25 protein-coding genes are annotated in these 25161 nt (G+C 59.6%); 8 read left to right on the top strand and 17 right to left on the bottom strand.

The features are described 5' to 3' along the window. Window positions 1-5: 5 nt before the first annotated feature. The 15 genes from ARCT_RS0107595 to ARCT_RS0107525 all read right to left on the bottom strand — a co-directional run bounded on the left by ARCT_RS0107595 (window position 6) and on the right by ARCT_RS0107525 (window position 15118). The gene (locus tag ARCT_RS0107595) at window positions 6-449 is read right to left on the bottom strand and encodes a hypothetical protein (RefSeq protein ID WP_027239524.1); all 444 of its coding nucleotides are present in this window, start codon (window positions 447-449) and stop codon (window positions 6-8) included. An 88-nt stretch (window positions 450-537) separates the two neighbouring features. Next, a complete protein-coding gene (locus ARCT_RS25650; protein WP_240476282.1) occupies window positions 538-948 on the bottom strand; it encodes a hypothetical protein in 411 nt (136 codons plus the stop codon). Window positions 949-1149: 201 nt separating this feature from the next. Continuing rightward, complete coding sequence (locus ARCT_RS0107585; RefSeq protein WP_027239523.1) at window positions 1150-1557, bottom strand: hypothetical protein; 408 nt, start codon at window positions 1555-1557, stop codon at window positions 1150-1152. 193 nt (window positions 1558-1750) lie between these two features. Then, a complete protein-coding gene (locus tag ARCT_RS0107580) occupies window positions 1751-2059 on the bottom strand; it encodes a hypothetical protein (protein WP_027239522.1) in 309 nt (102 codons plus the stop codon). A gap of 104 nt (window positions 2060-2163) precedes the next feature. Next, complete coding sequence (locus tag ARCT_RS0107575) at window positions 2164-2700, bottom strand: DUF4166 domain-containing protein (RefSeq protein ID WP_027239521.1); 537 nt, start codon at window positions 2698-2700, stop codon at window positions 2164-2166. Then, window positions 2697-3161, bottom strand: coding sequence for a thiol-disulfide oxidoreductase DCC family protein (locus tag ARCT_RS25645; RefSeq protein WP_051360602.1), 465 nt, complete (start codon window positions 3159-3161; stop codon window positions 2697-2699). The genes ARCT_RS0107575 and ARCT_RS25645 overlap by 4 nt, the downstream gene beginning before the upstream one ends. Further along, window positions 3162-3650: a hypothetical protein gene (locus ARCT_RS25640; RefSeq protein WP_036784595.1), complete on the bottom strand. Its 489-nt coding sequence runs from the start codon at window positions 3648-3650 to the stop codon at window positions 3162-3164. It abuts the gene before it with no gap. Between the two features lie 50 nt (window positions 3651-3700). Next, the gene (rpoD, locus tag ARCT_RS0107560; RefSeq protein ID WP_027239520.1) at window positions 3701-5695 is read right to left on the bottom strand and encodes an RNA polymerase sigma factor RpoD; all 1995 of its coding nucleotides are present in this window, start codon (window positions 5693-5695) and stop codon (window positions 3701-3703) included. A 127-nt stretch (window positions 5696-5822) separates the two neighbouring features. Then, window positions 5823-7853: a DNA primase gene (gene dnaG, locus ARCT_RS0107555; RefSeq protein ID WP_027239519.1), complete on the bottom strand. Its 2031-nt coding sequence runs from the start codon at window positions 7851-7853 to the stop codon at window positions 5823-5825. A 1-nt stretch (window position 7854) separates the two neighbouring features. After that, complete coding sequence (locus ARCT_RS0107550; protein WP_027239518.1) at window positions 7855-8193, bottom strand: hypothetical protein; 339 nt, start codon at window positions 8191-8193, stop codon at window positions 7855-7857. A 36-nt stretch (window positions 8194-8229) separates the two neighbouring features. Continuing rightward, a complete protein-coding gene (locus tag ARCT_RS0107545; RefSeq protein ID WP_027239517.1) occupies window positions 8230-8775 on the bottom strand; it encodes a sarcosine oxidase subunit gamma in 546 nt (181 codons plus the stop codon). Beyond that, a complete protein-coding gene (locus ARCT_RS0107540) occupies window positions 8768-11713 on the bottom strand; it encodes a sarcosine oxidase subunit alpha family protein (RefSeq protein ID WP_027239516.1) in 2946 nt (981 codons plus the stop codon). Before ARCT_RS0107540 ends, ARCT_RS0107545 begins: the two co-directional genes overlap by 8 nt. Continuing rightward, window positions 11710-11979 (bottom strand): sarcosine oxidase subunit delta, encoded by a 270-nt coding sequence (locus tag ARCT_RS0107535; protein WP_027239515.1) that lies wholly within the window; start codon window positions 11977-11979, stop codon window positions 11710-11712. The genes ARCT_RS0107540 and ARCT_RS0107535 overlap by 4 nt, the downstream gene beginning before the upstream one ends. 69 nt (window positions 11980-12048) lie before the next feature. Continuing rightward, on the bottom strand, window positions 12049-13302 hold the full coding sequence (locus tag ARCT_RS0107530) for a sarcosine oxidase subunit beta family protein (RefSeq protein WP_027239514.1): 1254 nt from the start codon (window positions 13300-13302) through the stop codon (window positions 12049-12051). 385 nt (window positions 13303-13687) lie between these two features. After that, window positions 13688-15118: a Glu/Leu/Phe/Val family dehydrogenase gene (locus tag ARCT_RS0107525; protein WP_027239513.1), complete on the bottom strand. Its 1431-nt coding sequence runs from the start codon at window positions 15116-15118 to the stop codon at window positions 13688-13690. A gap of 344 nt (window positions 15119-15462) precedes the next feature. Between ARCT_RS0107525 and ARCT_RS0107520 the strand changes: the two genes are divergently transcribed. The 3 genes from ARCT_RS0107520 to ARCT_RS0107510 are packed head-to-tail and all read left to right on the top strand — an operon-like array spanning window position 15463 to window position 18347. After that, a complete protein-coding gene (locus tag ARCT_RS0107520) occupies window positions 15463-17202 on the top strand; it encodes a TadE/TadG family type IV pilus assembly protein (protein WP_027239512.1) in 1740 nt (579 codons plus the stop codon). Further along, the gene (locus ARCT_RS0107515; protein WP_027239511.1) at window positions 17199-17744 is read left to right on the top strand and encodes a TadE/TadG family type IV pilus assembly protein; all 546 of its coding nucleotides are present in this window, start codon (window positions 17199-17201) and stop codon (window positions 17742-17744) included. Before ARCT_RS0107520 ends, ARCT_RS0107515 begins: the two co-directional genes overlap by 4 nt. Window positions 17745-17747: 3 nt before the next feature. Continuing rightward, entirely contained in the window at window positions 17748-18347 is a 600-nt protein-coding gene (locus tag ARCT_RS0107510) for a TadE/TadG family type IV pilus assembly protein (RefSeq protein WP_027239510.1), read from the top strand. Window positions 18348-18351: 4 nt separating this feature from the next. On the opposite strand, the gene ARCT_RS0107505 is transcribed toward ARCT_RS0107510, so the two are convergent. Beyond that, window positions 18352-18834, bottom strand: a complete 483-nt coding sequence (locus ARCT_RS0107505) for a hypothetical protein (RefSeq protein WP_240476281.1) — start codon at window positions 18832-18834, stop codon at window positions 18352-18354. A 163-nt stretch (window positions 18835-18997) separates the two neighbouring features. On the opposite strand from ARCT_RS0107505, the gene ARCT_RS0107500 reads away from it, so the two are divergent. Together ARCT_RS0107500 and ARCT_RS0107495 are read left to right on the top strand one after the other, a co-directional pair. Further along, on the top strand, window positions 18998-20185 hold the full coding sequence (locus tag ARCT_RS0107500) for a 4Fe-4S double cluster binding domain-containing protein (protein ID WP_027239508.1): 1188 nt from the start codon (window positions 18998-19000) through the stop codon (window positions 20183-20185). A 109-nt stretch (window positions 20186-20294) separates the two neighbouring features. After that, window positions 20295-21224 carry a pirin family protein gene (locus ARCT_RS0107495; protein WP_027239507.1) on the top strand — a complete coding sequence of 310 codons (930 nt, stop codon included), beginning with the start codon at window positions 20295-20297 and terminating at the stop codon, window positions 21222-21224. A 253-nt stretch (window positions 21225-21477) separates the two neighbouring features. Here the strand turns inward: ARCT_RS0107495 and ARCT_RS0107490 are convergent, their stop codons facing one another. Next, complete coding sequence (locus ARCT_RS0107490) at window positions 21478-22065, bottom strand: TetR/AcrR family transcriptional regulator (protein WP_027239506.1); 588 nt, start codon at window positions 22063-22065, stop codon at window positions 21478-21480. A 176-nt stretch (window positions 22066-22241) separates the two neighbouring features. Between ARCT_RS0107490 and ARCT_RS0107485 the strand changes: the two genes are divergently transcribed. From ARCT_RS0107485 to glpX, 3 genes are all read left to right on the top strand, one after another. Next, entirely contained in the window at window positions 22242-22505 is a 264-nt protein-coding gene (locus tag ARCT_RS0107485; RefSeq protein WP_036784589.1) for a hypothetical protein, read from the top strand. Between the two features lie 221 nt (window positions 22506-22726). Continuing rightward, on the top strand, window positions 22727-24013 hold the full coding sequence (locus ARCT_RS0107480) for a homoserine dehydrogenase (protein WP_027239504.1): 1287 nt from the start codon (window positions 22727-22729) through the stop codon (window positions 24011-24013). Between the two features lie 155 nt (window positions 24014-24168). After that, on the top strand, window positions 24169-25140 hold the full coding sequence (gene glpX / locus ARCT_RS0107475; RefSeq protein WP_027239503.1) for a class II fructose-bisphosphatase: 972 nt from the start codon (window positions 24169-24171) through the stop codon (window positions 25138-25140). The last annotated feature ends 21 nt before the right edge of the window (window positions 25141-25161 follow it).

Below are 25161 nucleotides of genomic sequence, written 5' to 3'. Positions count from 1 at the left end.
ATCGGTCAGTTGAAAAGAAAGCGCGGATCATCAAAGCGATCGTAACAATAATTGCGTGCTGTCGCCGCGTTCAGATTGTCGCCCCGGATCTTCACGCTGAGAGAGTAGCGGGTGCTGGTGTCGCTCCCCGGTCGCGGCGTCAGTGAAAACTGCACCGATTTGCGGCCCGGACGATTAACCGAAGGGCCGATCTCCTGCCAGATATAGATCCGCTGGGTCGCCTGGCTGCGCAGTTGGCGAATGGCAAAATCACCGATGCCACACCAATAGTCCTGCGCGCCGGACCCGACTCTGCTGACCACCTCCCAGACGCCTTCGGAGACTGGCAGAACCTCGTGGCGGTTCCAGGCCCGCCAGGCCTGAGCGCTCAAAGGCAGACAGATCAGACTGCCCAGCAGCCCCGCTATCAGACCCGATCGTATTCCGTTTTTTCTGAAGCTCCACTGCATTTAAAAGGCCACCTTTTAGCTGGGTTCCGCGTTGGCATTTCCCAAAAGGATCATATCAGGCGCAGGCACAATCGACAAAGGCAGACTGTCAAAAGCCAACAGGCAATTGATTACACAGGCTAAAGGCATCTCGAACCCGCATATTGTTCCCACGGCTCAAGCTGTTGACGCTGGCAAAGACGCCTTTGTCGGGGGAGCCGGCCAGCGCGGGTTGCAGGGTGAACTGCACCGCAGAACGCCGGTTTGTTGTTTCGCTCAGCCCATGAGACCGGGAAATGTAAAGATGCGCCTCCCAGGGGGTCTTGAGCGCGCGCTGTGCATAGTCACCGGCCGCACACCAGAAATTACGCCCCGAACCGCCAGCCAGCGGAACCACCTCAAACACCGTATCAGAAACCGGATTCACCCGGCTTCCCTCGCGGGATGTAAAAGCACTGACACCAGACGCCGCCGCCCCCAGAAAGCCCAGTGTAAAAACTGCAAGTGAGAGGTTTTTCATATCCGACCTATCCGTTTCCATAGCCGGGACCCAGACAGCTAAATCAGGCCCCTCCGGCGCAGAGCTCGCGCCTGAGAACAGGATAGGACAACGGCCCAAAGACCGCCAATCACGTCGAGGTGCGACACAGATTTGTGTACCGACGGGAAGGATAAACATCCTCCCCGGTCTGCAATGGCGCTGCGGGTCTGCACAGCCTGATCAAAGGCGGACAGGGGACCGGTCACAGTAGCTGCGCGCCTGCTGTACCGACATCCTGTTCCCAGGTTTGATCCCCAGAGCCAGCCACCCCTGTAGCGGAGGCGATACACCAACCTGTTCCGGCGATAGCGTGAACTGGACAGCCGAGCGTCGGCCCGTCGTCACACTGGTTCCACGCCCCTGCACAACATAGATCGTATCCAGCCACTGGGCGCCTTTCACCCGGCGGGCATATTCCGACGCCCCGCACCAGAACTCAGAAAATGATCCGGAGGACTGTGGGATCACCTCAAAAATCAGATCGTTCACTGGATTGACCCGCACCCCATCTGGGGTGGTAAAGGCCTCAGCCGTCAAAGGCGCGACAAGCGCCGCAGTCAGGCCAAGGGCCAAAAGTGTATTTTTCATCAATGCGCTCTCCGGTTTTGACCTACATAAGAGGCCAGCCCCAGTGTTCCAAGGGGAACAGGGCAAGAAGGTCTCAAAGCCAAAAAGCGTTGCAAAAGACCTCGCCAAGCGCCACCGGGATCGCGCGCGCCCTTCTCTTGCGCAGCCAGTCACACATCCCAGCCACACATCAAGGTGATCTAGGATCAGGATCCTAACCAGACTGTTTCACCGCAGCCCCAGGAAAGGGGATGATTTCAGCCCCAAGGCCCTTGCCCAGGCTTTGCTCAAGGATATTCAGCACTGCCGCATCGGGGGAGGCTCCCTGCTCAGGGCTGAACTGAGCACGCGCCTGTAGCCGCAACAGCTCACGGGCCGGCTCCGCCTCCATGGTTTTCAGGGCATCCCCCTGTTCTTTCAGGGCGGTGACCATAAACTCATTGGCATCGGTCAGGGTTTTTAGCGCTTCCAACTGGTCATGCAAAATGGCCAGCGCCGCAGTCAGGTTTTGATTTGCAGACATCGGTCCCCCCTTAGGCGTTTTTGATCTCAAATAGGTAGCGAGACAGTTCATACGACTATATTTGGCGACGGCGCCCTGCTGCAAGCCGCGGTGTTAACAAATGGTTAACGCAGCGCAGGCACATCAAAACTGCCCTGATAGCGGATCAGCAAGCCAACCAGCGGCAGGCTGGCAGAGATATCAAAGCCAAACCCACCATCGGGCGTTTCAAACTCGCAAGCTGCCGATTGCGGGGTCAACAGGCGCGGCAAGGGCAGCCCCAGAAAGCTGGCCCCCAGCACCGCGACGGTCAGCACCTCTGCGCGCATCCTCAGTCCCATCCGGATTGCAATGGGGCCAAAATGCTCCACCGCACAGCCCCGCGTGCTGTCATAAGTCAGGTAGGAGCGTGTCTTGCTGGCGCCAAACCGCCGGGCCCAAATATGACCTTCTCCCTGCGGGGTCGTGGCGATTTCAAAATCCACCCCTCGTCCCGGCGCAGGAAAGCCGGCAATCCACACAATCAGTCGCGCCAGCGCGTTGCCCGTTTCAATATCAGCGCGCCCCCGATAGCGGCCGGATCCCGCAGCGTGAAACCGCGCAACCACCGCTGGCACGGCCAATCCCTGGTCAGCAATAATGCGGCCAAAAGCATCGCTCATGCGCTGTCTTCCTGCGGCGCCGGGATCCAATCCAGGAACCGCGCCCTTACCTCTGAGCTGGGCACCATGCAGGTCGCGGTGCGGCCAAAGATACGATAGCGATTACGCGCAACAGCATGATAAAGCGGATCTTTCACCACCCTGGGCAAAAAGCGGCACAGTCCCAGAACAGGCCAGCCCCCCGGCAGAGCACGCATAGCGGCGGCAAAAGCATCCAGCCGCTGATGGCAACGCCCCTCAACAAAGACCAGATTGGTCTCAAAGTCATCCACCGGCAGCCCCTGCTGCCGGTAAAGCTGCTGCCCCAGTGCAGATTGCGCCGTCGCAAAGGAGAACCGCTGAGCGGTATCGTGGCGCAGCATGAACTGGAAGAAGTGCGAACACAGCACACATTCGCCATCAAAGACGATGAGATCTCCGGCCTGTTGGGCAGGGCTACCTTCGCCTGAACTGTCCGCCACCTATTGCCAACTCCCCGTTTCGAGCGAATATACCTGTCCTGCGCGTTCCTTTGCCTCAAACAGTGGCAGAGCATAGCCGGAACTATTCACACTGCCGCTGTCACAGTGCAGATGTGCCAGCTCCCTACCGCCTTGCTCGACGATGACTCCCCCGCTCCAGGGCTGCTCTACATCCGGATCTTTCTCCAGGCTGTAATAAACGGTGTAATAGGTTCCCTCATTTTCAAAGGTGAACTCTTCCCAGATCGACCGGCCGATTCCCGGCCAGGGCACCATGTGCACATCCCGTACATTCCGCTGCAGCGTCAAATCCGGAGCAGCCCCGCCGCGCCCAAAGGCATAGCTCACCTGATCACCTTGCAGACAGGTCGTCAGCATCCTGCTGCCATTTTTGAGTGAACAGGAGACCAGAGTTTCCGATCCGACAGGACAGGCCACCGCAGGCAAGACGGAAACAACAAATAGAAAAGAGCAAAGAAAAAGACGCAAATCCTGCCTCCATATAGAAAAAAGGCGCCCCGGAAGGGCGCCCTTTCTTACTACTGATCCAGGAAGCTGCGCAGCTTGCGGCTGCGGCTGGGGTGCTTCAGTTTCCTGAGCGCCTTGGCCTCGATCTGGCGGATCCGCTCGCGGGTCACGCTGAACTGCTGGCCGACTTCTTCGAGCGTGTGGTCGGTGTTCATGCCGATGCCAAAGCGCATCCGCAGAACCCGTTCTTCACGCGGGGTGAGCGAGGCCAGAACCCGTGTGGTGGTTTCCTTGAGGTTTTCCTGAATGGCGCTGTCCAGCGGCAGCACGGCATTCTTGTCCTCGATGAAATCACCCAGCTGGCTGTCTTCCTCGTCGCCAATTGGCGTTTCAAGGGAGATCGGCTCCTTGGCGATTTTCATCACCTTGCGGACCTTTTCCAGCGGCATCTGCAGCTTTTCGGCCAGCTCTTCCGGCGTCGGCTCGCGGCCGATTTCATGCAGCATCTGGCGACCGGTACGGACCAGTTTATTGATGGTCTCGATCATATGGACCGGGATCCGGATGGTGCGCGCCTGGTCCGCGATCGAGCGGGTGATCGCCTGACGGATCCACCAGGTGGCGTAGGTCGAGAACTTATAGCCGCGACGATATTCGAATTTATCCACCGCCTTCATCAGGCCGATGTTGCCTTCCTGAATAAGATCGAGGAACTGCAAACCACGGTTGGTGTATTTCTTGGCAATCGAGATCACCAGACGCAGGTTGGCCTCGACCATTTCCTTCTTGGCCTGACGGGCTTCTTTTTCACCCTTCTGGACCTGCTGCACGATGCGGCGGAATTCAGAGATATCCAGACCAACATATTGGCCTACCTGAGCCATATCGGCGCGCAGCTCTTCCACTTTCGAAGTCGAGCGTTCGATGAACATCTGCCAGCCCCGACCCGGCTTTTCGCCCATGTCCGACAACCAGTTCGGATCCAGCTCGCGGCCACGGTAGGCCTCGACGAATTCCTTGCGGTTGATACGGGCCTGGTCAGCCAGCTTTACCATGGCGCTGTCGATCTGCATGACGCGGCGGTTGATGCCATAAAGCTGGTCAATCAGCGCGTCGATACGGTTGTTATGCAGATGAAGCCCGTTCACCAACACAACAATTTCAGAGCGCAGCGACTGGTAGACGGCCTCGTCCTGCTTCCCGAAGGAGCCGTCCTCGTTCAGGGTCGCCGAGATCCGGCTATCCTGCATCTCCGACAGCTGGGCAAAATCGGTGGAAATGCGTTCCAGCGTGGTCAGCACCCGGTCCTTCAGGGACGCTTCCATTGCTGCAAGCGACATATTGGCCTGCTCATCCTCGTCATCGTCATCATCCGAGGTGATGGGGTTGCCGTCGGCGTCCAGCTCCTGGGTGTCTTCCTTGGCGGGCTGGGCCGCAGCCGGGGCCGCCCCCGGAACCACGGGAACAACAGGCTCTGCGGCGTCGCCATCTTCATCCAACTGGTTGCCAAAGGTGGCCTCCAGATCAATCACATCGCGCAGCAGAATGTCCTCAGACAAAAGTTCGTCGTGCCAGATGGTGATCGCCTGAAAGGTCAGCGGGCTTTCGCACAGCCCGGCGATCATGGTGTTGCGGCCAGCCTCGATGCGCTTGGCAATGGCGATCTCGCCTTCGCGGCTGAGCAGTTCAACCGTGCCCATCTCGCGCAGGTACATGCGCACCGGGTCATCGGTTCGATCCAGCTTCTCGGAGGCCGCACCCGCAACCGCAACTTCACGCGGACTATCGGCGGAAACCAGTTCGGTTGAGCCCTTCTGCTCTTCCTCTTCGACTTCCTCATCTTCAATAATATTGATGCCCATTTCCGAGAGCATCGACATCACGTCTTCGATCTGCTCCGAGCTGACCTGGTCGGGCGGCAGCACCTGGTTGAGCTGATCATAGGTGATATAGCCCTTCTCACGGGCTTCGGCGATCATCTTCTTGACCGCGGCCTGGCTCATGTCCAGCGAGATTTCAGCGTCCTGATCGTCAGGCTTGCGGTCGTCGGTATCTTTGGCGGCCATTCAATGCTCCCTAAGAGGCTGGGCGATTCGGATGGGCGAATCATTAGCGCGATCGTGTGATTCGTCACCCGGTTTAGCGAATTTTCTTTGGCTCTTCCTTAGCAAAACGACACGCGGGGTGCACGAATCACTTTTGAGAGAAGCCAATCCTGTCCAAAAGGGCGCCAAAAGCGTCGAGTTCCTCGCGATCGAGCCGCGCGCCATTCTCGCCCACATCAAAGTTGGCCTTGTCCTCATTCTCACTGCGCACCGCGCGATTTCGCGCTTCGGCCGCCTGTTTCAGACGCCAAGTCAAAGCCTCATCCGCCAACCCTGTCAGGTCTTCTTCGGCCTCAGCCAACTCTGCATTCAACCCCTGCAGGGCCTCCAGTTTGGCAAATTCTTCGGCCAGGGTTTGACGAGCCGCTTCAAAATCACTGGGTCTGCGCAGGCAGGGGATAATTGCCACGTGGCCAAGCGCCATCAGATTTTCAAGGGCCTGACCGCCAAGATTCTCAATAATGCGATCTTTCAGTTGCTGCGGCGTATCGATGCCAAACCGCAACACATGGTCCCTGAGCCGACTCAGATCAGCGTCAGCACAGTGCATTCGTTCCAGATTGCCCTCGAACTCAGCAATCATATCCGGTGTCGAGATGGCCACCGCCAGCACAACCGCCTCGCGGGCCCGGGCGATCTCAGCCTCATTGGCGGCCACCACCAAAGAGCTGCGCGTGCTGGCCAGGGGCGCAGGGGTGAGCTTTTGCCCTTTCCAGGGTCTGCGTGCGCCATCGCCAAAGCCAGCTTTGCGACCAGGCGTCCAGCTGTTGCCCCTTTGCCAAGCGTCGCCAGAACCGCCGGTATCAAAGTCCCGATCCCGGCCTTCGGGGCGATTGCCGCGAAACAGCTCCCAGCGCAGATCCTTGATATCCTCGCCATAGTGTTTGCGGATCGACGGATCGCGGATCAGTTTGATCTTTTCCCGCAGCGCCTTGTCCAGGGTGGCCTTGCGCTCGGGGCTGTCAAAAACCTTGCCCTCGGTTTCGCGCTGCCACAGCAGCTTGACCATCGGCATGGCCTGATCCAGCACTGTCTGCACTGCCTCTGGCCCCTTGCTCTTGATCAGATCATCCGGGTCCTGCCCGTCTGGCATGATGGCAAAGCGCAGGGATTTGCCTGCCTGCAACAATGGCAGGGCCAGATCAATCACCCGCATGGCGGCCCGCAAACCGGCGGTGTCGCCATCCAGCGCAATGATTGGCTCATCCGCCATCCGCCACATCAGTTGCAGCTGGGTCTCCGTCACCGCCGTGCCCAGAGGCGCAACCGAAGACGGGAAGCCCGCCTCGGACAGGGCAATCACATCCATATAGCCCTCAGCCACGATCAGGGGCGTACCGCGACCGGCAGCCGCCCGCGCGGGCGCATGATTGTACAGGCTGCGGCCTTTGTCGAACAGCTCGGTCTCAGGCGAGTTCAGATATTTGGCATTGTCATTGGGGTCCATGGCACGGCCACCAAAGGCAATGGCACGCCCGCGGGCGTCGCGGATCGGAAACATGATCCGATTGCGAAAGGTATCATAGGACCGCCCGCCCTTGGTCGAGGGCTTGGCCAGACCGGCAGCCATGATCAGCTCTTCGGGCACGTTTTTGCCGCGCAGATGATCCCACAGCGCCTGCCAGCCATCCGGTGCAAAGCCGATCTCCCAACGATCCAGGGCCGGTGGCGTCAGGCCACGCCGCTGCAAATAGCTGCGCGCCGCCGCCGCGTTATTGGTCTTCAGCTGCAGGCGGAAGAACTGCACCGCCTGCTCCATCACCTCGATCAACAGCGTGCGACGGTCCTGTTTTTGCTGGGCCCTGGGATCGCGGGCTGGCATCTCCATTCCGGCCTCACGCGCGAGGATCTCCACCGCCTCCATGAAGCCGACATTTTCGGTTTCCTGGACAAATTTCAGCGCATCTCCCTTGGCCTGACAGCCAAAGCAATAATAATAGCCTTTGCGATCATCCACATGAAAGGACGCGCTTTTTTCATGGTGAAACGGGCAAGGTGCCCATAGATCGCCCTTGCCGACATTTGATTTACGCTGGTCCCACATGACCTTGCGCCCGACAACATCAGAGATGCTGATCCGGCTGCGCAATTCATCCATGAAGCCAGGTGTCAAAGACATATCAGTTTGATTTCAACTGTCGTTTCATTTCCTGAATCTGATCCCAGTTTTCCAGGCATTGCTGTTCCAGCAGCGGGCCAAATTCCGTCGCCTTCAGATCCCGGCGCTTCATGGCATAGATATGCTCGGCCAGCTGTGGGATCGCCTTGGAATACTGTTCTGGCCAGTCAGGGTCGCTGTCAAGAATGACCTGTTCGACATCTGCCTTGCTGACGCGGTCCAGGCGGGCAGCCTGAACGGCGCCCATGACCTGGCCCTGATATTTGCAGCTGTCTTCTTTTCTGTCGGCAGCATAGGCAGGTGCTGCCAATAGAACGGCGGCAAGGGTGATGCGGATCATGGATCGCTCCCGGAATCAGTTGATGATCCTGCGAGATTACCCCCGCGCCGCCCGAGCTTCCATCGCTGTTTTGAGATCATGATGCAATGTCCGCGCCATGGATCGGAACACCATGATCTGAAAGCGATCTTTGTCGAGGCGACAGATCGAAGCCATCATATGTTTGAGCTCAGTCCGTAGAGAAGCGCCAATGTCAAAATGCGCCTGCCGCAGATCAACCGGGCACAGCCGGGCCAGAACCTCCTCTGCCCCGGCCCCCGACAGCTCCATCACCGCCCAGCCCGCACTTTGATCCGTAAGCGCCGCATGTTTCGCCAGACCCGCGTCTGGTTGCGGCCCCATCAAAAGCGCCAGGTCACGGCCAAACCAAAGGACGCGTGCCCCCGCGCCAGAGATCGACCCATTGACCCCTGGATAGCCAATCCCATGCGCCGCAGTCAGGGCCTTGTCCAGCGCCTGTTCCGCGCCCCGGTAGGGCGCCAGCGTGGTCAGGCTCTGCGGCTTGCTTTCGGTCAGGGTCAGCAAGCCGATCTTGAGCGGTTCAAGGCCATCACAAGCGGTTTTGACAAGCAGTTCAGCCACGGGTCCGTTCTCCTTCTGGGTCGTAAAACACCGGCTCAACCACTTCGCAGAGCGTATCTATACCGCGCATATGGTCCACCAGACGGATCTCATCCCCGATCCGGGTCGCCCCTCGTTTCAAAAAGCCAAGCGCTATCATATGCCCCAGCTCCGGCGAAAAGCCGGCAGAGGTGACATAGCCCTGATCATGCACCCGCTCCACCGGATCCTCAGGCGCAAAGAGATGCGCGCCAGCGCTCAGCTGCTTTACCGCGCCAATGGGTTTCAACCCGACCATCTGCATACGCTCCGCATCCATCAAACCCGGACGATGGGCCATGGCCTTGCCGATGAAGTCCTTTTTCGTCGACACCATGCCCGCCAGCCCCAGGTCATGCGCCGTCACTGTGCCATTGATCTCTGCATGGGTGATAAAGCCCTTCTCGATCCTCAGCACATTCAGCGCCTCCATGCCATAGGCACCACCGCCCAGCGCTTCGGCACGCGACAACAGGGTGCGGAACAGGCTATCGCCATACCCCGCTGGCAGCGCCAGCTCATAGGCCTCTTCCCCGGAAAACGAGATCCGGAACAGACGCCCCTTTACCCCCATCACAGAGACCTCGCCGCAGGCCATAAAGGGCCAGCTGTCCCTGTCGATCGGTGCATCCAGCAACCCGTTCAGCAGCTCCCGCGACTTGGGGCCTGCAACGGCAAACTGCGCCCAGTGCTCCGTGACGGAGGTAAAGCGCACATCCCACTGCGGGCGCAGCACCTGGGCCACAAATTCCAGATGCGCCATCACATCGCCTGCCGCCGCCGTGGTGGTGGTCATCACGTAATGCCTGTCCCCCAGCCGCGCACATGTGCCGTCATCCATGACAAACCCATCTTCGCGCAGCATCAGCCCATAGCGCACCCGCCCGACCTTCAAGGTGCTAAAGGTATTGGTGTAGACAAAATCCAGCAGCTTGGCCGCATCCGGCCCCTGAATGTCGATCTTGCCCAGTGTGGACACATCGCAAACCCCAACGGCGCGGCGCACCGACATGACCTCACGGTCACAGGACTGCCGCCAGTTGCTCTCGCCCTGTTTGGGGAAATAGGCCGCCCGGTACCACAGGCCAACCTCCAGCTGGCTGGCCCCGCGCTCCTCAGAAGCCCCGTGCGAGGTCAAAAAGCGCCGCGGTTTAAAGCCCTGATCCGCGGCCCCTGCCCCCATTGCGCCAATCGACACCGGCACAAAAGGAGGCCTGAAGGTGGTTGTCCCCGTTTCGGGAATAGAGCGCCCGGTCACATCTGCCAGCACGGCCAGCGCCGCCACGTTGGAGTTCTTGCCCTGATCGGTGGCCATGCCTTGGGTGGTGTAGCGTTTCATATGCTCGACCGAGCGGAAGTTCTCGCCGGCCGCCTGGGTCACATCCTTCACGGTGACGTCATTCTGAAAATCAAGCCAGGCGCGCCCTTTCCCCGGCACCGCCCAGAGCGGCGCGATCTGATAGGGCGCATCCTCGGCAACCGGCACATCTGAACGCGCCCCCCCCATTCCCAGCTCGTCCAGCACAGCATCAGCGGCAGCGGCCCCCTCGGTCAGGGCCGCCTGGGTGGAGAAACTGCCGTTGCAGGCGCCGACAGCGCGCATCCCCGGCACTGCGCCAGCCGCAGGTACAAAGGCCAGAAGATCGCGCCGCCACAGGGGCCGCGCGTTCAGATGACAGGTAAGATGCACCGACGGGTTCCAGCCCCCTGACATCGCCAGGCAATCGGTCTGGATCTTTTCTTCGCCACGCACCGAACGCACCGTGACGCTCTCCAGCCGCTTGCCGCCACTGGTGTTGCAGATCTGCGCGCCCTTCATCACCGGGTAAAGATCGCTCTCCGGCGCATCGTGACGACTGTCAATCACCGCCGCAAGATGCACTCCGGCCCGCACCAGATCACGGGCCGTGCGATGAGCATCATCGTTATTGGCAAAAAGCGTCACCCGCTCCCCTGGTGCGACGCCCCAGCGGTTGAGGTATGCGCGCACTGCACTTGCCATCATCACTCCGGGCCGGTCGTTGTTGCGAAACGCCACCGGCCGTTCAATTGCACCCGCCGCCAGCACGCAGTGTTTGGCTGCGATGCGCCAGAAACATTCACGCGGACGATGGCAGCCCTTTAACGAGTGCTGCCGCATCTCATGATGCCCCACCCGTTCCAGCGCCCCATAGGTCCCCTGATCATAGGCACCGGTAACCGCCGTGCGCGCCATCAGCCGAACATTCGCCATCGCGCGCAACTCTGCCAGGCTGTCCTGCAGCCAGACGCGGGCCGGCTTGCCGTCAATCTCTTCCTGCTCGACCAAAAGACGTCCGCCCAGATGGCTATCCTCTTCCAGCAGCAAAACATCCACCCCGGCGCGCCCCGCCGTCAGGGCCGCCATCAGCCCCGCAGGACCAGAGCCCACCACCAAAAGTTCACAAAAGGCATAGGCCTTTTCATAACAATCGGTATCCGCCTCTCCCGACAGCGCCCCCAGCCCCGCCGCCCGGCGGATCAGCGGCTCATACAGCTTCTCCCAAAAGGCAGCCGGCCACATGAAGGTCTTGTAATAAAACCCCGCGCCAAAGAACGGCGCCGCCAGATTGTTGACCGCCAGAAGGTCGTGCTCCACCGAAGGCCAACAGTTCTGACTGCGCGCCTCTAGCCCTTCATAAAGCTCCTGCGTGGTGGCGCGAATATTGGGGTCCTGCCCCGCGCCATGCCCCAGGGTGACCAGCGCATTGGGTTCTTCGCTGCCCGCCGTCAGGATGCCGCGCGGGCGGTGGTATTTAAACGACCGTCCCACCAGATGAATATCATTGGCCAACAAGGCAGAGGCAAGCGTATCCCCCTCCAGCCCCATCAGGTGCCGCCCGTTGAAGGAAAAGTTGACGGTCTTGCCTCCCGTATGAAGCCCCTTCCCCGCGATCCTCATGCTGCCCCTCCCAATCCCAGAGCAGAGGCCAGCTCCACCTTCAGGACCTCATGTGTCGCCGTGTTTCGCGTCACACTGAGCCAGCTGCCGCAGCCCATCTCGTGATACCAAAGCTCCGCCAGAACCCCGGCAGGGTTTTCCCGCAGGTGCACATATGCGTGCCAGTCATCCAGCCCCGCATTCCCCGCAGGACGTTCCATCGCCGCGCCCTTGACATAAAACTCTCGTCGGTCGCGTTCACCACAAAGCGGACAGTGGATCCTCATGCCTGGCACTCCTGCTTCATCTTACCCAAAATACCTCCGCCGGAGGCATCCAACCCGGGCCCCAAAGGCCTAGTGGAGATTATGTTGCGCACCGGTTCCCTCCTCATCCATCAGCCCATAGCCACTGCGAAACCGATCCAGTTTGAACCGGGTCGCGGCCCCGTGGGGGCGATCCGTGGCGATCAGATGGGCATAGGCATTCCCAGAGCCCGGCGTGGCCTTGAAGCCGCCATAACACCAGCCGCAATTCAGATAGAGACCATCAATGGGGGAGTGATCAATAATGGGAGACCCATCCGGCGTCATATCCATGATCCCGCCCCAGCTGCGCAGCAGCCGCGCCTTGCTGATGGCCGGCACCATGGCGACGCAGGTCTCCATGGTATGTTCCGCCATCGGCAGATTGCCCCGCGCCGCATAAGAGCTGTAAAAGTCCAGATAGCTGCCAAAGACCAGCCCGCCCTTGTCAGACTGGCTGATATACAGATGCCCCTCGGCAAAGGTAATGACCTGATCAACCAGCGGCTTTACCCCTTCGGACACAAAGGCCTGCAAGACGTGGCTCTCAATCGGCAGGGTCAGGCCGGCCATGGCCGCCACCTGGCCGCTGCGACCGGCTGCTGCCAGGGCGACCTTCTTGGCGCGGATCGGGCCGCGTGCGGTCTGCACGCCGACCACCTTGCCGCCCTGCACATCGATGCCGGTGACTTCGCAGTTTTGGATCAGATCCACCCCGCGCCTGTCAGCCCCGCGGGCAAAACCCCAGGCCACCGCATCATGGCGGGCGGTGCCGGCCCGGCGCTGCATCAGCGCCCCCATGATCGGAAAGCGGTTGTTGTCAAAATTCAGATAGGGTGCCAGTTTGCGCACCGCCTCGCGATCCAGCAGCTCGGCGTCATCCCCCTGATTGATGATCGAATTCCCCCGGCGGACCGCCGCATCCCGCTGACCGTCGTTATGATAGAGATTGAGCATACTGCGCTGCGACATCATCACATTGTAGTTCAACTCCTGCTCCAGCCCCTCCCAGAGCCTCAGCGAGTGTGAGTAGAATTCAGAGTTGCCGGGCAGGTAATAATTGGCGCGCACAATGGTGGTATTGCGCCCGACATTGCCACCGCCGAGATAGCCCTTCTCAAGCACCGCAATATTGGTAATCCCGTGTTCCGCCGCCAGATAATAGGCCGTGGCCAGCCCGTGGCCGCCGCCGCCAATAATCACCACATCATATTCGCGCTTGGGGTCCGGGTCACGCCAATGCGGGCCCCAGCCCTTGTTGCCGGTCAGCCCTTCCCTGAGCACCCGCCATCCCGAAAACCGCATCACTGCACTCCCGCCTTGCATCCTGCCGAACACCCCCCAACGGGTGGTGATAAACCTGTGATATTGCTAGCGGCTTTGCCGCAGGACGCCTAGCCCCAGAGGTCAAAATTTCTGCAACAGGCGTGCTCTTGCTGGTCTTTACACAGGAAGTGGACACATATGTCTAGAACATTTCGCGACCAACCCTGCCGCTTCTGGTCCTTTGGTGAGTTTTGCCTGGCAGGCCTCATCCGAAACAGAACCACCGGTGCGCTTGGCCAAAACATAGATCTCATGCCCAAGGGCACGCAGGGCTGCAGGGCCTTCAAGCGGGGGCACTGCAAAAAAATGGCGGGCACAAGGCCCGCCATTAAGATCAGAAAACTGACACCTGTATTAAAACGCCTCAGAGCCCCTTGGCACGGTAGCTGGCAGCCACCTTCTCGATTGACACCAGATAGGCGGCGGTGCGCAGATCGGTGACGTCATCACGGCTGTGCCAGACTTCGCGCATCGACTGATAGGCAATCCGCATGGTGTCATCCAGACCCGAACGCACCAGCTCCAGCTCATCGGCGCCGCGCAGATACTTTTCTTTGAAGCCATCGGTCAGCGTCCAGGTTTTCCCCATGCTGTCTGACAGGCCTTCCAGCTCATCGACCACCAGCTGGTGACGCGCCTCTTCCTGGCGACGCTGCATCCGGCCAAAGCGAATATGGCTGAGATTCTTCACCCACTCAAAGTAAGAGACCGTCACACCACCGGCATTGGCATACATATCCGGGATAATAACGGTCCCCTTTTCACGCAGGATCTCATCCGCGCCCGCAGTCACCGGGCCATTGGCGGCCTCGATGATCAGAGGTGCCTTGATGCGCTTCGCATTGGAGAGGTTGATCACCCCTTCCAGCGCCGCCGGGATCAGGATATCGCACTCCCTCTCCAAAAGCTCCGCGCCATTTTCCAGCAGAGTAGCATCCGGATAACCGGTAATGCCGCCATGTTTGACGATCCAGTTGTGCACCGCCTCCACGTCCAGGCCTTCGCTCCGGAACAGGGCACCGTCGCGCTCGATAATACCGGTGATCAGCGCGCCATCTTCCTGGCTGAGGAATTTGGCAGCGTGGTACCCCACATTGCCAAGCCCCTGCACGATAATCCGCTTATCTTTCAGCTTCCCGTCAAGACCCGCTATGGCCACGTCTTCAGGATGACGGAAAAATTCACGCAGCGCATATTGCACCCCACGCCCCGTCGCCTCGACCCGGCCGGCAATGCCACCGGCATTCAGCGGCTTGCCAGTGACGCAGGCACGGGCATTGATATCGGTCGTGTTCATGCGCGCGTATTGATCGGCGATCCAGGCCATCTCGCGCTCGCCTGTTCCCATATCGGGCGCCGGCACGTTCTGGCTGGGGTGGATCAGGTCGCGCTTTGCCAGTTCATAGGCAAAACGCCGGGTGATCAGCTCCAGCTCGTGTTCTTCATATTTGCGCGGGTCAATGCACAAACCACCTTTGGATCCGCCAAAGGGCGCTTCGACCAGAGCACATTTATAGGTCATGAGTGCCGCCAGGGCCTCAACCTCATCCTGATGCACATTGATGGCATAGCGAATACCACCTTTGACCGGCTCCATGTGCTCGGAATGCACCGAGCGGTAGCCAGTGAAGGTCACCATTTCACCGCGCAGACGCACCCCAAACCGCACCGTATAGGTGGCGTTGCAGACGCGGATTTTCTCCTCCAACCCAGGCGGCAGGTCCATCAAAGCGACTGCTCTGTTGAACATCAGATCAACACTCTCGCGGAAGCTGGGTTCTTGGGGGCTGCTCATTGGTGGTTCTCCGTACTCTTTCAACGACTGATTCCTATCGTTACGGCAACTCTATGCACGGAAGTTTAAAGAGTGCGACCTTTTTAGCCATTCCATTTCAGAAATTGTACCCAACTGGATTTGAACTCGATTCGTTTTTGTCACAGCTCGGCTTGTTACACTTTGCTGAGAATCCGTAAACAATCGCGCTACTGGCCCAAGATTGCTCTCCCTATTAAGAAAATTGAAACCAAATGGACTTGAGCCTGCCCCATTTCCGCCATCTTCCCCAACCAAATATGAACGAGACAAAACCCGTTCCACTCCTATGCCCCCGCGATCCGGGGCCGAAGAGGCTGTTGCTCATGACACTGCGCCACAAGACCGTCACGGCTCTCAACTTTAACGTCCTGCAACGGGGCGCTAACCAGCTGCGCGCATTCCGCCGCGATGAAAGCGGCGTCATGGCCTATCCCACAGTTGCCTTTTTCCTGGCAATGCTGGCGGTTGGCGGCCTTGGTGTTGATCTGATGCGAATGGAGCGCGACCGGACAATTCTGCAATACACCCTGGACCGTGCGGTTCTGGCTGCTGCGGATCTGGACCAGACCCAAACCCCTGCTGTTGTGGTACAGGACTACCTGAACAAGGCGGGGTTGGGCGAGTATTACACGCCGCCAATTGTGGAATCCGGGATTGGTTTCAAACGGGTTCAGGCGACCATCAACTCAACCTTCCAGGCACATCTGATGAAGTTCTCAGGCGGCACGGATCTGCCGATCTATGCCACCTCCAAAGCGGAGGAAAGCATCGACGGATTGGAGATTTCTCTGGTTCTGGATGTTTCCGGCTCGATGAACTCCAACAGCCGCCTGACCAACCTCAAGGTGGCAGCAAAAGATTTTATCGACACCATGGTGGCCAATACCACCGAGGGAAAAATGTCGATATCGGTGGTGCCCTATGCGACGCAGGTCTCGCTGCCAGATGACCTGATTGGTCAGTATTCCACAGTTGGCGAAAATGAGTATTCCAACTGCGTCAACTTTCAGTCCAGCCAGTTCAACAGCGCCGCGTTGACCACCAGCGAAACCTTGAAACGCTCAATGCATTTCACCGTTTGGGGGGATTACAACGACAAACGTACCCGTACCCCACCGGAACTGATCAGGGATCCAATCTGTGACGAGCGCGCATCGCGCCAGATCCTGCCCCTGCAGAAAGATGCAAATACCCTCAAGGCCTTCATTCAAAATCTCTCGGCTGGGGGCAACACATCAATTGATGTTGGCATGAAATGGGGAACTGCATTGTTGGATCCCTCTGCCCGTCCGGCAGTCCAGGCCCTGGCCACTGGCACTAACGCCTCTGTACCTGGGGATTTTGCAGACCGCCCGGCGGCCTATACTGACGCAGATACAATCAAGATCATTGTGTTGATGACCGACGGCCAGAACACCTCGCAATACTATGTGAACAATAACCGCCGCGATGGGCCATCTGGGGTGCATTTCTCCACAATCGTGGGGCGCGATGACATTCGCTATGGCACCGGCACAGCCTCGCTTCAGGTCTATTCCACCTATGATGCCTACAATAACCGATACTACTGGCACCTGCCCCATTACGCACAATGGGCGGACCACCCCATTGGCACCGGCAACAGCCAGTTTTATGACTGCGACCGCTACGGCAATAGCTGCCGCTGGATGTCAGAAAACGCCGATCCGCAAAACAACCCGCCCGTTGTTCAGAACCTGAACTACAGCGAACTGTTTGCACGGACCTCGCTGAAGTACCTCTATCGTTACATCTTTGCTGACTGGATGGATTACTATCAAGCGCGCAATACTTGGTACTATGGCGTCTATTCCAGCCACGGCAACGGGACCAAGAACAGTCGCACCCGCAGCATCTGTTCGGCGGCAAAGGCCCAGGGCATTGTGGTCTACACCATCGGCTTTGAGGCCCCCAGCGACGGGGTCGCGGTTCTGCGCGACTGTGCCAGCACCGATGCCCATTATTTTGATGTGGACGGGCTGGAGATCAAAGACGCCTTTGCCTCAATCGCCACATCGATCCGCCAGCTGAGGTTGACCCAATGATTTTTTCCTCTGCACAACGCCTGCTCCGGCGCTTTCGCAGCGACACGGATGCCACCGTAACCGTTGAATTTGCCATTCTGATGCCGCTGTTCTTTATGTTCCTCACCTCGACCGTCGAGCTGGGGATGGTGGTCCTGCGGCAATCACAGTTGGAACGCGCCCTGGATATCGTGGTGCGAGACATTCGTCTGCATACGGGCTCAGCCCCGCAGCACGATACTGTACGGGATCAGATTTGCAAAACCTCCGGCTTCATCGACAACTGTTCGACCTCGTTGCGGCTGGAAATGGTGCAGCTTGACCCCTTTGCCTGGACGGGCGTCAACGAACAGCCCGACTGCATCAGCAAACCCGAAGAGATGCTGCCGGTTCGCGGGTTCTCCAACACCGGCGCGTCCAACGACTTGATGCTGATCCGTGCCTGCATGCGCTTTAAGCCCTTGTTCTCTGGCTGGGGTTTTGGCGAGAGCCTCTCCACTGCCGACCCCGAAGGACTGGTCAGCCTGGTGGCCGTGTCCGCATTTGTGCAGGAGCCAAGGTAAACCATGTTTTCCCCACTGATCAGACGTCTGCGCGCCTTTTCCCGCAACACCGAAGGTACGGTTACAGTCGAATTTGCGCTCTATGTGCCGCTGCTTTTGTGGCTGTTTGCAGCCATCTACACCTACTTTGACGCTTTCCGGCAGGAAACCGTCAACCTGAAAGCCGCCTATACCATCTCGGATTTGATCTCTCGCGAGACCACAACGCTGAACGAAACCTATATCGACAGCATGTACAAGATGAGCCAGCTGCTGATCCGCTCGGACTCGGCAATAACCCTGCGTATTTCGGTGGTGCGCTGGGATGAAGACAACAACCGCTACTATGTGGACTGGTCAAAAGTCCGCGGTGAATCCTTAACGGCCTGGACCGATGCCACCATCAGCGCAGTCGAAGACGACCTGCCCACCATGCCGGATGAAGAACGCGTCATCCTGGTTGAAACCCGCAACGAAATGTCCCCGGCCTTCCGGGTCGGGCTGCCAGAGCTGGACATCAACAACTTTGTCTTCACCCGGCCGCGTTTTGCGCCGCTGGTGCATTTCGAAGGCAACCTCAGCAGCGGTGGCGGCCACGACGATGGCTCAGATGCCCTAGACTAAGGTGCTAGGGGCGCAGGCTGCGTTGGGCAATCATCGCAGCCAGAATCTCTGACATGGTTTTGCTTTGCGAGCCTGGCGTAACACCGCCAATGCCAATGCGCCGCCCGGCGCGCCACCACAGCCCCGGCAGCCAGATCCTCGCGCCTGATGTCGCGGTGCGGATCAGAAAACCGTTGGACGGCTTAAACGCAAAAAAGCCGCGATCAATGCTCTCGATATCGCAAACCTGCGCAATTACCGTTCCATCGGTGCAGCGCAGCACCTGCTCTGTCAGTTCTATTTTGTGGCTGGTCGCCTGCCACATCCGCACCGAAAGCCACAGCGCGCCCAGCCCAACCCCCAGCAAGAACACCAGCCAGGCAAATGATGGCGGGTTTGAAGCCGCCACATAGAGCAAGGCCACGCCGATCACCGCCAGCATGGTCACCCCCATGACACGCCGCAGCCCCGAGGCTTCCACTGTTACCAAGACTTCGTCGTCCGTCATTCGTCGCTCTCCTGCCATCCTCAAAGCCCGTGCGGACCCTGTAGTGCGCCGGGACATAGCCTGATTTGGGGGGAACGAACAGCCCCACTGGCGATGGCGGACAAACCCCCCCGCCGACATCAGCCCCCTTGCCTGCCCCCTGAAGGCTCAGTACCTTCGCACAATGAGTTGGCCCCAAAACACACCGCCCCGCCAGGACAGCGATGCCGCAGCGGGCATCGAGATCTCTGAGGCGTTTGAGCCTTTCACCCAGCGCAACGATATCTTCACCCGCGCCTTTTGGGACCCAAAGGTAAGATCCAAACAGACCCACAAATTCTTTGCCTCCTATCGGATGGAGGCAGCTCCGCGGCGCGGCGATGGGTTCTCCCAACGCGATTTTGCCCTGCGCAATGCTGCCTGGCTGATCTCGGATGTGATCTCGAACCGGCGCGGCCCTGACGGGATCCGCGAAGGGTTCCAGGCTGCCATTCACTGCGACACACCCGTGGCACCCGACCCCGTCACCATCGACAACCCCACCCGTATGAGCGCCGAGGTCAAGCGCATCTCAAAGTTCTTTGGCGCCGACCTCTGCGGCATTACCGATCTGGATGAACGCTGGCTCTACCGCTCCCGCGTCGACACGCGCGACTTCTCCGAAGCACCGCATAATCTGCCCGAGGGCCTGAACAGCGTCATTGTGCTGGGGCATGAAATGGAGGCGGATCTGGTTGCAACCTATCCGTCAGCCCTGGCCGGCGCCGCCACCGGGCGCGAATACAGCCACGAAGCCTCCGTGGTGATGCAACTGGCCGCCTATATTCGCAACCTCGGCTACGAAGCGGTGCCCTCGATGAATGACACCGGGCTGGTGATCCCCTATGCGATCAAGGCAGGACTGGGCGAATATGCCCGCAACCAAATGGTGATCACGCCCGAATTTGGCCCCCGCCTGCGCTTCTCCAAGATCTTCACCAATCTGCCGCTGACCCATGACACCCCCAAACCACAAGGCGTGCGCGCCTTTTGCGATATCTGTACCAAATGCGCTGATGCCTGCCCGGTCAAAGCCCTGCCCTTTGGTGCCCCACAGGAGGGTGGCAACAATATCTCTTCCATCAAGGGCGTGCGCAAATGGACCTCCGACGCGGAAAAGTGCTTCTCCTTCTGGGCCAAACTGGCCTCGGACTGCGCCATCTGCATGCGGGTCTGCCCGTTTAACCGCGACTACACCAAACCCCAAAACCGCCTCTGGCTGCGCCTGGCCCTCTCCCGGTTTCGCAAACTGGCGCTGCGCCTGGCCAGGAAACACGGCACCCGCGTCAAACCCGGCGACTGGTGGCAGCAGGATACCAGCAAGCCCTCCTAGAGATCCCATCTGTGCAATGGCGCACAGGGGCGGTGACTCCTTGGCTGTTTTGCGATGTTGGATTGCCCCCTAGCTTTGGTGCATCACCACCGCTCACAGGAACGCCATCATGTCAATCAGCCCGTCTTCCTCCAGCAGACCCATTCTGGAAACCCGCCAGGCCCGTCCCACTCTCGAGGGAGCCGGGGTCAAACTGCACCGTGCCTTCGGCTTCCAGGACCCCAGCGAGCTGGACCCGTTCCTCCTGTTCGACGATTTTCGCAATGAAATCCCGGCCGACTACCTGCAGGGCTTTCCCTGGCACCCTCATCGCGGGATCGAAACCATCACCTATGTGCTCTCCGGTGAGGTGGAACACAGCGATTCCCTCGGCAACACCGGCAGCCTGGGCGCAGGCGACGTGCAGTGGATGACCGCCGGATCCGGCATTCTGCATCAGGAAATGCCACGCGGCAATGCCAGCGGGCAAATGCACGGGTTCCAACTCTGGGGCAATCTGCCGGCGGATCAAAAGATGTGCGCGCCACGCTATCAGGACGTCGCCGCCCGCGAAATCCCCGAGGTAACCGATGATGACGGCACCCATGTCCGGGTGATAACCGGAGAATTCTGGGGCAAACGTGGCCCGGTAGATGGGATCGCTGCGGATCCACAGTATCTCGATATCTCGGTCCCCGCCGGGGTCACCAAGCGGTTTAAGATCGACACCTACAGACGCGCATTTGCCTATATCTTTGAAGGTGCCGGCGCCTTTGTCGATGCCTCGGCCCCACAGGGAATTCTGCTGGAAAAAGAAGTGGCCGGCCAGGAGGTCAATATCCGCGACCTCTCGGGCAACCGCACCTTGGTGCGCTTTGGTACCGGGGATGAGATCACAGTACAGGCCGGCCCCGAAGGTCTGCGCTTCCTGCTCATTTCCGGCGCCCCCATTGAGGAACCCGTTGCCTGGCATGGGCCAATTGTGATGAACACAAAGGCAGAGCTGCAACAGGCCTTCAAGGACCTGCGCAACGGCACCTTCATCGCACCAGCGCATTGATGTGACGCGAGTCAAGGAGGCCGCAGGCCCCGCCTGAAAGGCGGCTTGTCCTTGACGCGCAAAACTTCGCATACTTGCAGTTGGCTTTGAGGGGCAGACCTGCCCGTCAAAGCCATCTCAGCGCCTTTTACCGCCCTATCGCCCGACAACCAGTTCAGCCGTAGACGTCACCCTGCCCCTTGCAGAATAGACTCGCGCGGTAGCGCTCCTTTTGGTCACGCCACGGCCGGATTGGTCACGTCACAGCCAGATCTCAGGCGGTGACGGATTTGCGAACCATGTCCCAATAGACATTTTCCACCTCGTCGAGCGACAGACGCCCGCCGCTGCGATACCAGGTCATCACACCGTTCAGCATGGCAATCACCGCCAGAGTGGCGATCTTGGTATCCGCCAGGGTGAACTGCCCCTCCTCGACCCCTTGCTTCAGCACCGCTTCCAGCGCGTCCTCATAGGTCCGTCGCAGGGACTCGATGGCTGCAAAATTCTCATCGCTCAGGTTGCGCAGCTCCATATAGGCGATAAAAACCTCATCAGAGCGCTGCATATGAAACCCGATGTGAAAGCGGACAAACTGCTCCAGCAGCGCCAGGGCGTCCTGTGGTTTTTCCTGTTCCTGCCAAGCCGCCAAAAGCTCACGCATGTGGCCCTCCATCAAGGAGTGCAGCAGGCTTTGCTTGTCCGGGATGTAGTTATACAAGGCCCCGGCCTGAACGCCGACCTCCTTGGCAATCTGCCGCATCGAAACCGCCGCATAGCCATGCTGCGCAAACAGCCGCAGCGCCGCGCGGCGGATGCGTGGGCCGGTGATATCAGAATGTGAACCTTGCGTACGTGCCATAAAATCACGTTAACTGAACATTCGTTCAGAAAAAAGCCCCCCGCGACATATACATTCACCAGAAACCTGCGCCCGATCAGAAAACAGGCAGAACGAAATTCTGCACCCCCAGGGCAGCACTGCCTTGTACCCCGCGCAATGATTGTGCATCAAGGGGAAGGCCAAAGGAAAACCACATGACCCGCTCCCTGCCTCTGACCCTACTCTGCGCCAGCTTAGGCATTGCGGCTCTTGCCGGTTGCAGCAATGACCCCGAGCTCAAAAATCAACTGACGCCAGAGCTGCGCAATGCCGACTACCCGCCTCTGTTGCCTATAGAGGAACTGGTTCCCCTGCAGCCACTTCCCGATCAGGAAAGCGCGCAGCTGGAGAAAAACCTGAATGCGCGCAGCAACAGTCTGCAGCGCCGGGCCGATGCGCTCCGCCGCGCAACAAACTGATCGTTCGCGACCAGCCTTCTCGTGTTTGACGCCGCCACTTTGATCCCATCAGGGGGGCAAATTTGTTTGACTGGTCGCGCGCCCCGTGGCGGTCAAAATGACAGCACCAGAGCGCGGTTTTTCGGGGGATTCGCCTGGCCGCTTTTAGCAGCGCCGTTGCACCCTTTCTCTGAACCCGCTAAGGCGAGACAACACAGATGAAACAAAAAGGATCTCCGGCTATGACAAAACCGCTTCGTCTTGGGATTGCAGGTTTGGGCACGGTAGGCGTCGGCGTGGTAAAAATCGTCCGCCGCCAGGCAGAAATGCTGGAGACTCGCACAGGCCGGGCGGTGGTCATCACGGCGGTATCGGCCCGCGACGCCGACAAAGATCGCGGCGTTTCATTGTCCGGATATGCCTGGGAGACCGATCCGGTGGCCCTGGCCAAACGCGATGACGTGGACGTTTTTGTGGAACTGATGGGCGGCCATGACGGGGCCGCCAAGGACGCAACTGAGGCGGCATTGGCCTCGGGCAAGGATGTGGTCACCGCCAATAAGGCCCTGTTGGCGATCCACGGTCAGGCCCTGGCCGAACAGGCCGAAGCCGCAGGACAAGTGATCCGGTTTGAAGCTGCCGTGGCCGGCGGCATCCCCGTGGTCAAATCCCTGACCGAAAGCCTGGCCGGGAATCAGGTCACTCGGATCATGGGGGTGATGAACGGCACCTGCAACTATATCCTCACCCGGATGGAGGCCACCGGCGACGGATACAATACCCTGTTCGACGAATGCGGCCGACTTGGCTATCTCGAAGCAGATCCCAATCTGGACGTTGGCGGCATTGATGCCGGCCACAAACTGGCGCTGCTGGCTTCGATTGCCTTTGGCAGCAAACCCGCCTTTGACGACGTGGTGCTGCAAGGCATCCAGCGTATTGCCATCGACGACATTCGCCACGCCGCCGATATGGGCTACCGGATCAAACTGCTTGGCGTGGCGCAACGTACCGCCCGCGGGCTTGAGCAGCGGATGACCCCCTGCCTGGTGCCGGCAAACTCACCCCTGGGGCAGCTGGAAGGCGGCACCAATATGGTGGTGATCGAAGGCGACGCAGTGGAACAGGTTGTGCTGCGCGGTCCTGGCGCCGGCGAAGGTCCCACCGCCAGTGCGGTGCTTGGCGATATCTGCGATCTGGCGCGGGGCCTGCGCATTACCACCTTTGGCCAGCCCGCCACCACCCTGCAAGAGATCCCCGCCGCCCGGACCGGCCTACCTGCCCCCTATTATCTGCGCCTGGCCTTGCAGGACAAACCCGGCGCCCTGGCCAAAGTGGCCACCGCCCTGGGTGATGCCGGGATCTCGATCGATCGGATGCGCCAATATAGCCACTCGGAGCCGACCGCGCCGGTGCTGATCGTGACCCACAAATGCACCTCCGCCGCGCTGGATATCGCCATCGAGGCGCTGGCGCAGACCAGTGTTGTCGACGGTGCCCCCGTCGCCCTGCGTATCGAAGAGCTGTAGCTCTCCCTTAAAACGGTAGCGGCGCGCAAAACCTGCTCCCCTGAGGGCACAGCGCGCGCCTTACTGCCCTAGCTTGCGCTATCATCCCTTGCCCGTCCCCCCTGCAAAAGGCTATGCGACAGGCAGCCCGCCCGGATTTTAACAGGATATTGAGTATGACCCAGACCTCCTCCGATACCCCCTTCCACGACCGTATGCTGTCTCTGGGCCTTGCCCGGGTCGCCGAACAGGCTGCTCTGGCCTCTGCCTCGCTGATTGGACGTGGTGACGAAAAGGCCGCAGATCAGGCGGCCGTGAACGCCATGCGCGAACAGCTGAACCTGCTCGACATCAAAGGTGTCGTGGTCATTGGTGAAGGCGAGCGCGACGAAGCGCCGATGCTCTATATTGGTGAAGAAGTTGGCACCGGCAATGGCCCCGGCGTTGATATTGCGCTGGACCCGCTGGAAGGCACCACGCTGACCGCCAAGGACATGCCCAACGCCTTGACCGTGATTGCCATGGGGCCGCGCGGCTCGATGCTGCACGCGCCCGACACCTATATGGACAAGCTGGCCGTGGGCCCCGGCTATCCCGAAGGCGTTGTCACGCTGGATATGTCGCCGCGTGAGCGGGTTGAGGCATTGGCCGCGGCAAAGGGCTGCGCGCCCTCTGACATCACTGTCTGCATTCTGGAACGCCCCCGTCATGAGGCGATGATTGCCGAGGTCCGCGAAACCGGCGCGGCCATTCGCCTGATCACCGATGGCGATGTTGCCGGGGTGATGCATTGCGCCGAATCCGAAACCACCGGCATCGACATGTACATGGGCCAAGGCGGCGCGCCGGAGGGTGTTCTTGCCGCTGCTGCGCTGAAATGTATGGGCGGCCAGATGTTTGGTCGCCTGTTGTTCCGCAACGATGACGAAAAGGGCCGCGCCGCCAAGGCTGGTATCACCGACCTGGATCGGATTTACAGCCGCGACGAAATGGTGACCCAGGATGTGATCTTTGCCGCCACTGGCGTCACCGGTGGCTCGCTGTTGCCCGAAATCAAGCGCCAGCCCGGCTGGGTTGAGACCACCACGCTGCTGATGCGCTCAAAAACCGGTTCTGTACGGCGGATGTCCTACCGCACTCCGGTTTAAGCACTCGGCGCTGATCTGTCT

The sequence above is a fragment of the Pseudophaeobacter arcticus DSM 23566 genome (genome assembly GCF_000473205.1).
GTDB lineage: Bacteria > Pseudomonadota > Alphaproteobacteria > Rhodobacterales > Rhodobacteraceae > Pseudophaeobacter > Pseudophaeobacter arcticus.
The sequence above is the reverse complement of the archived record's forward strand: the minus strand, read 5'-3'. Positions and strand labels throughout refer to the sequence as shown.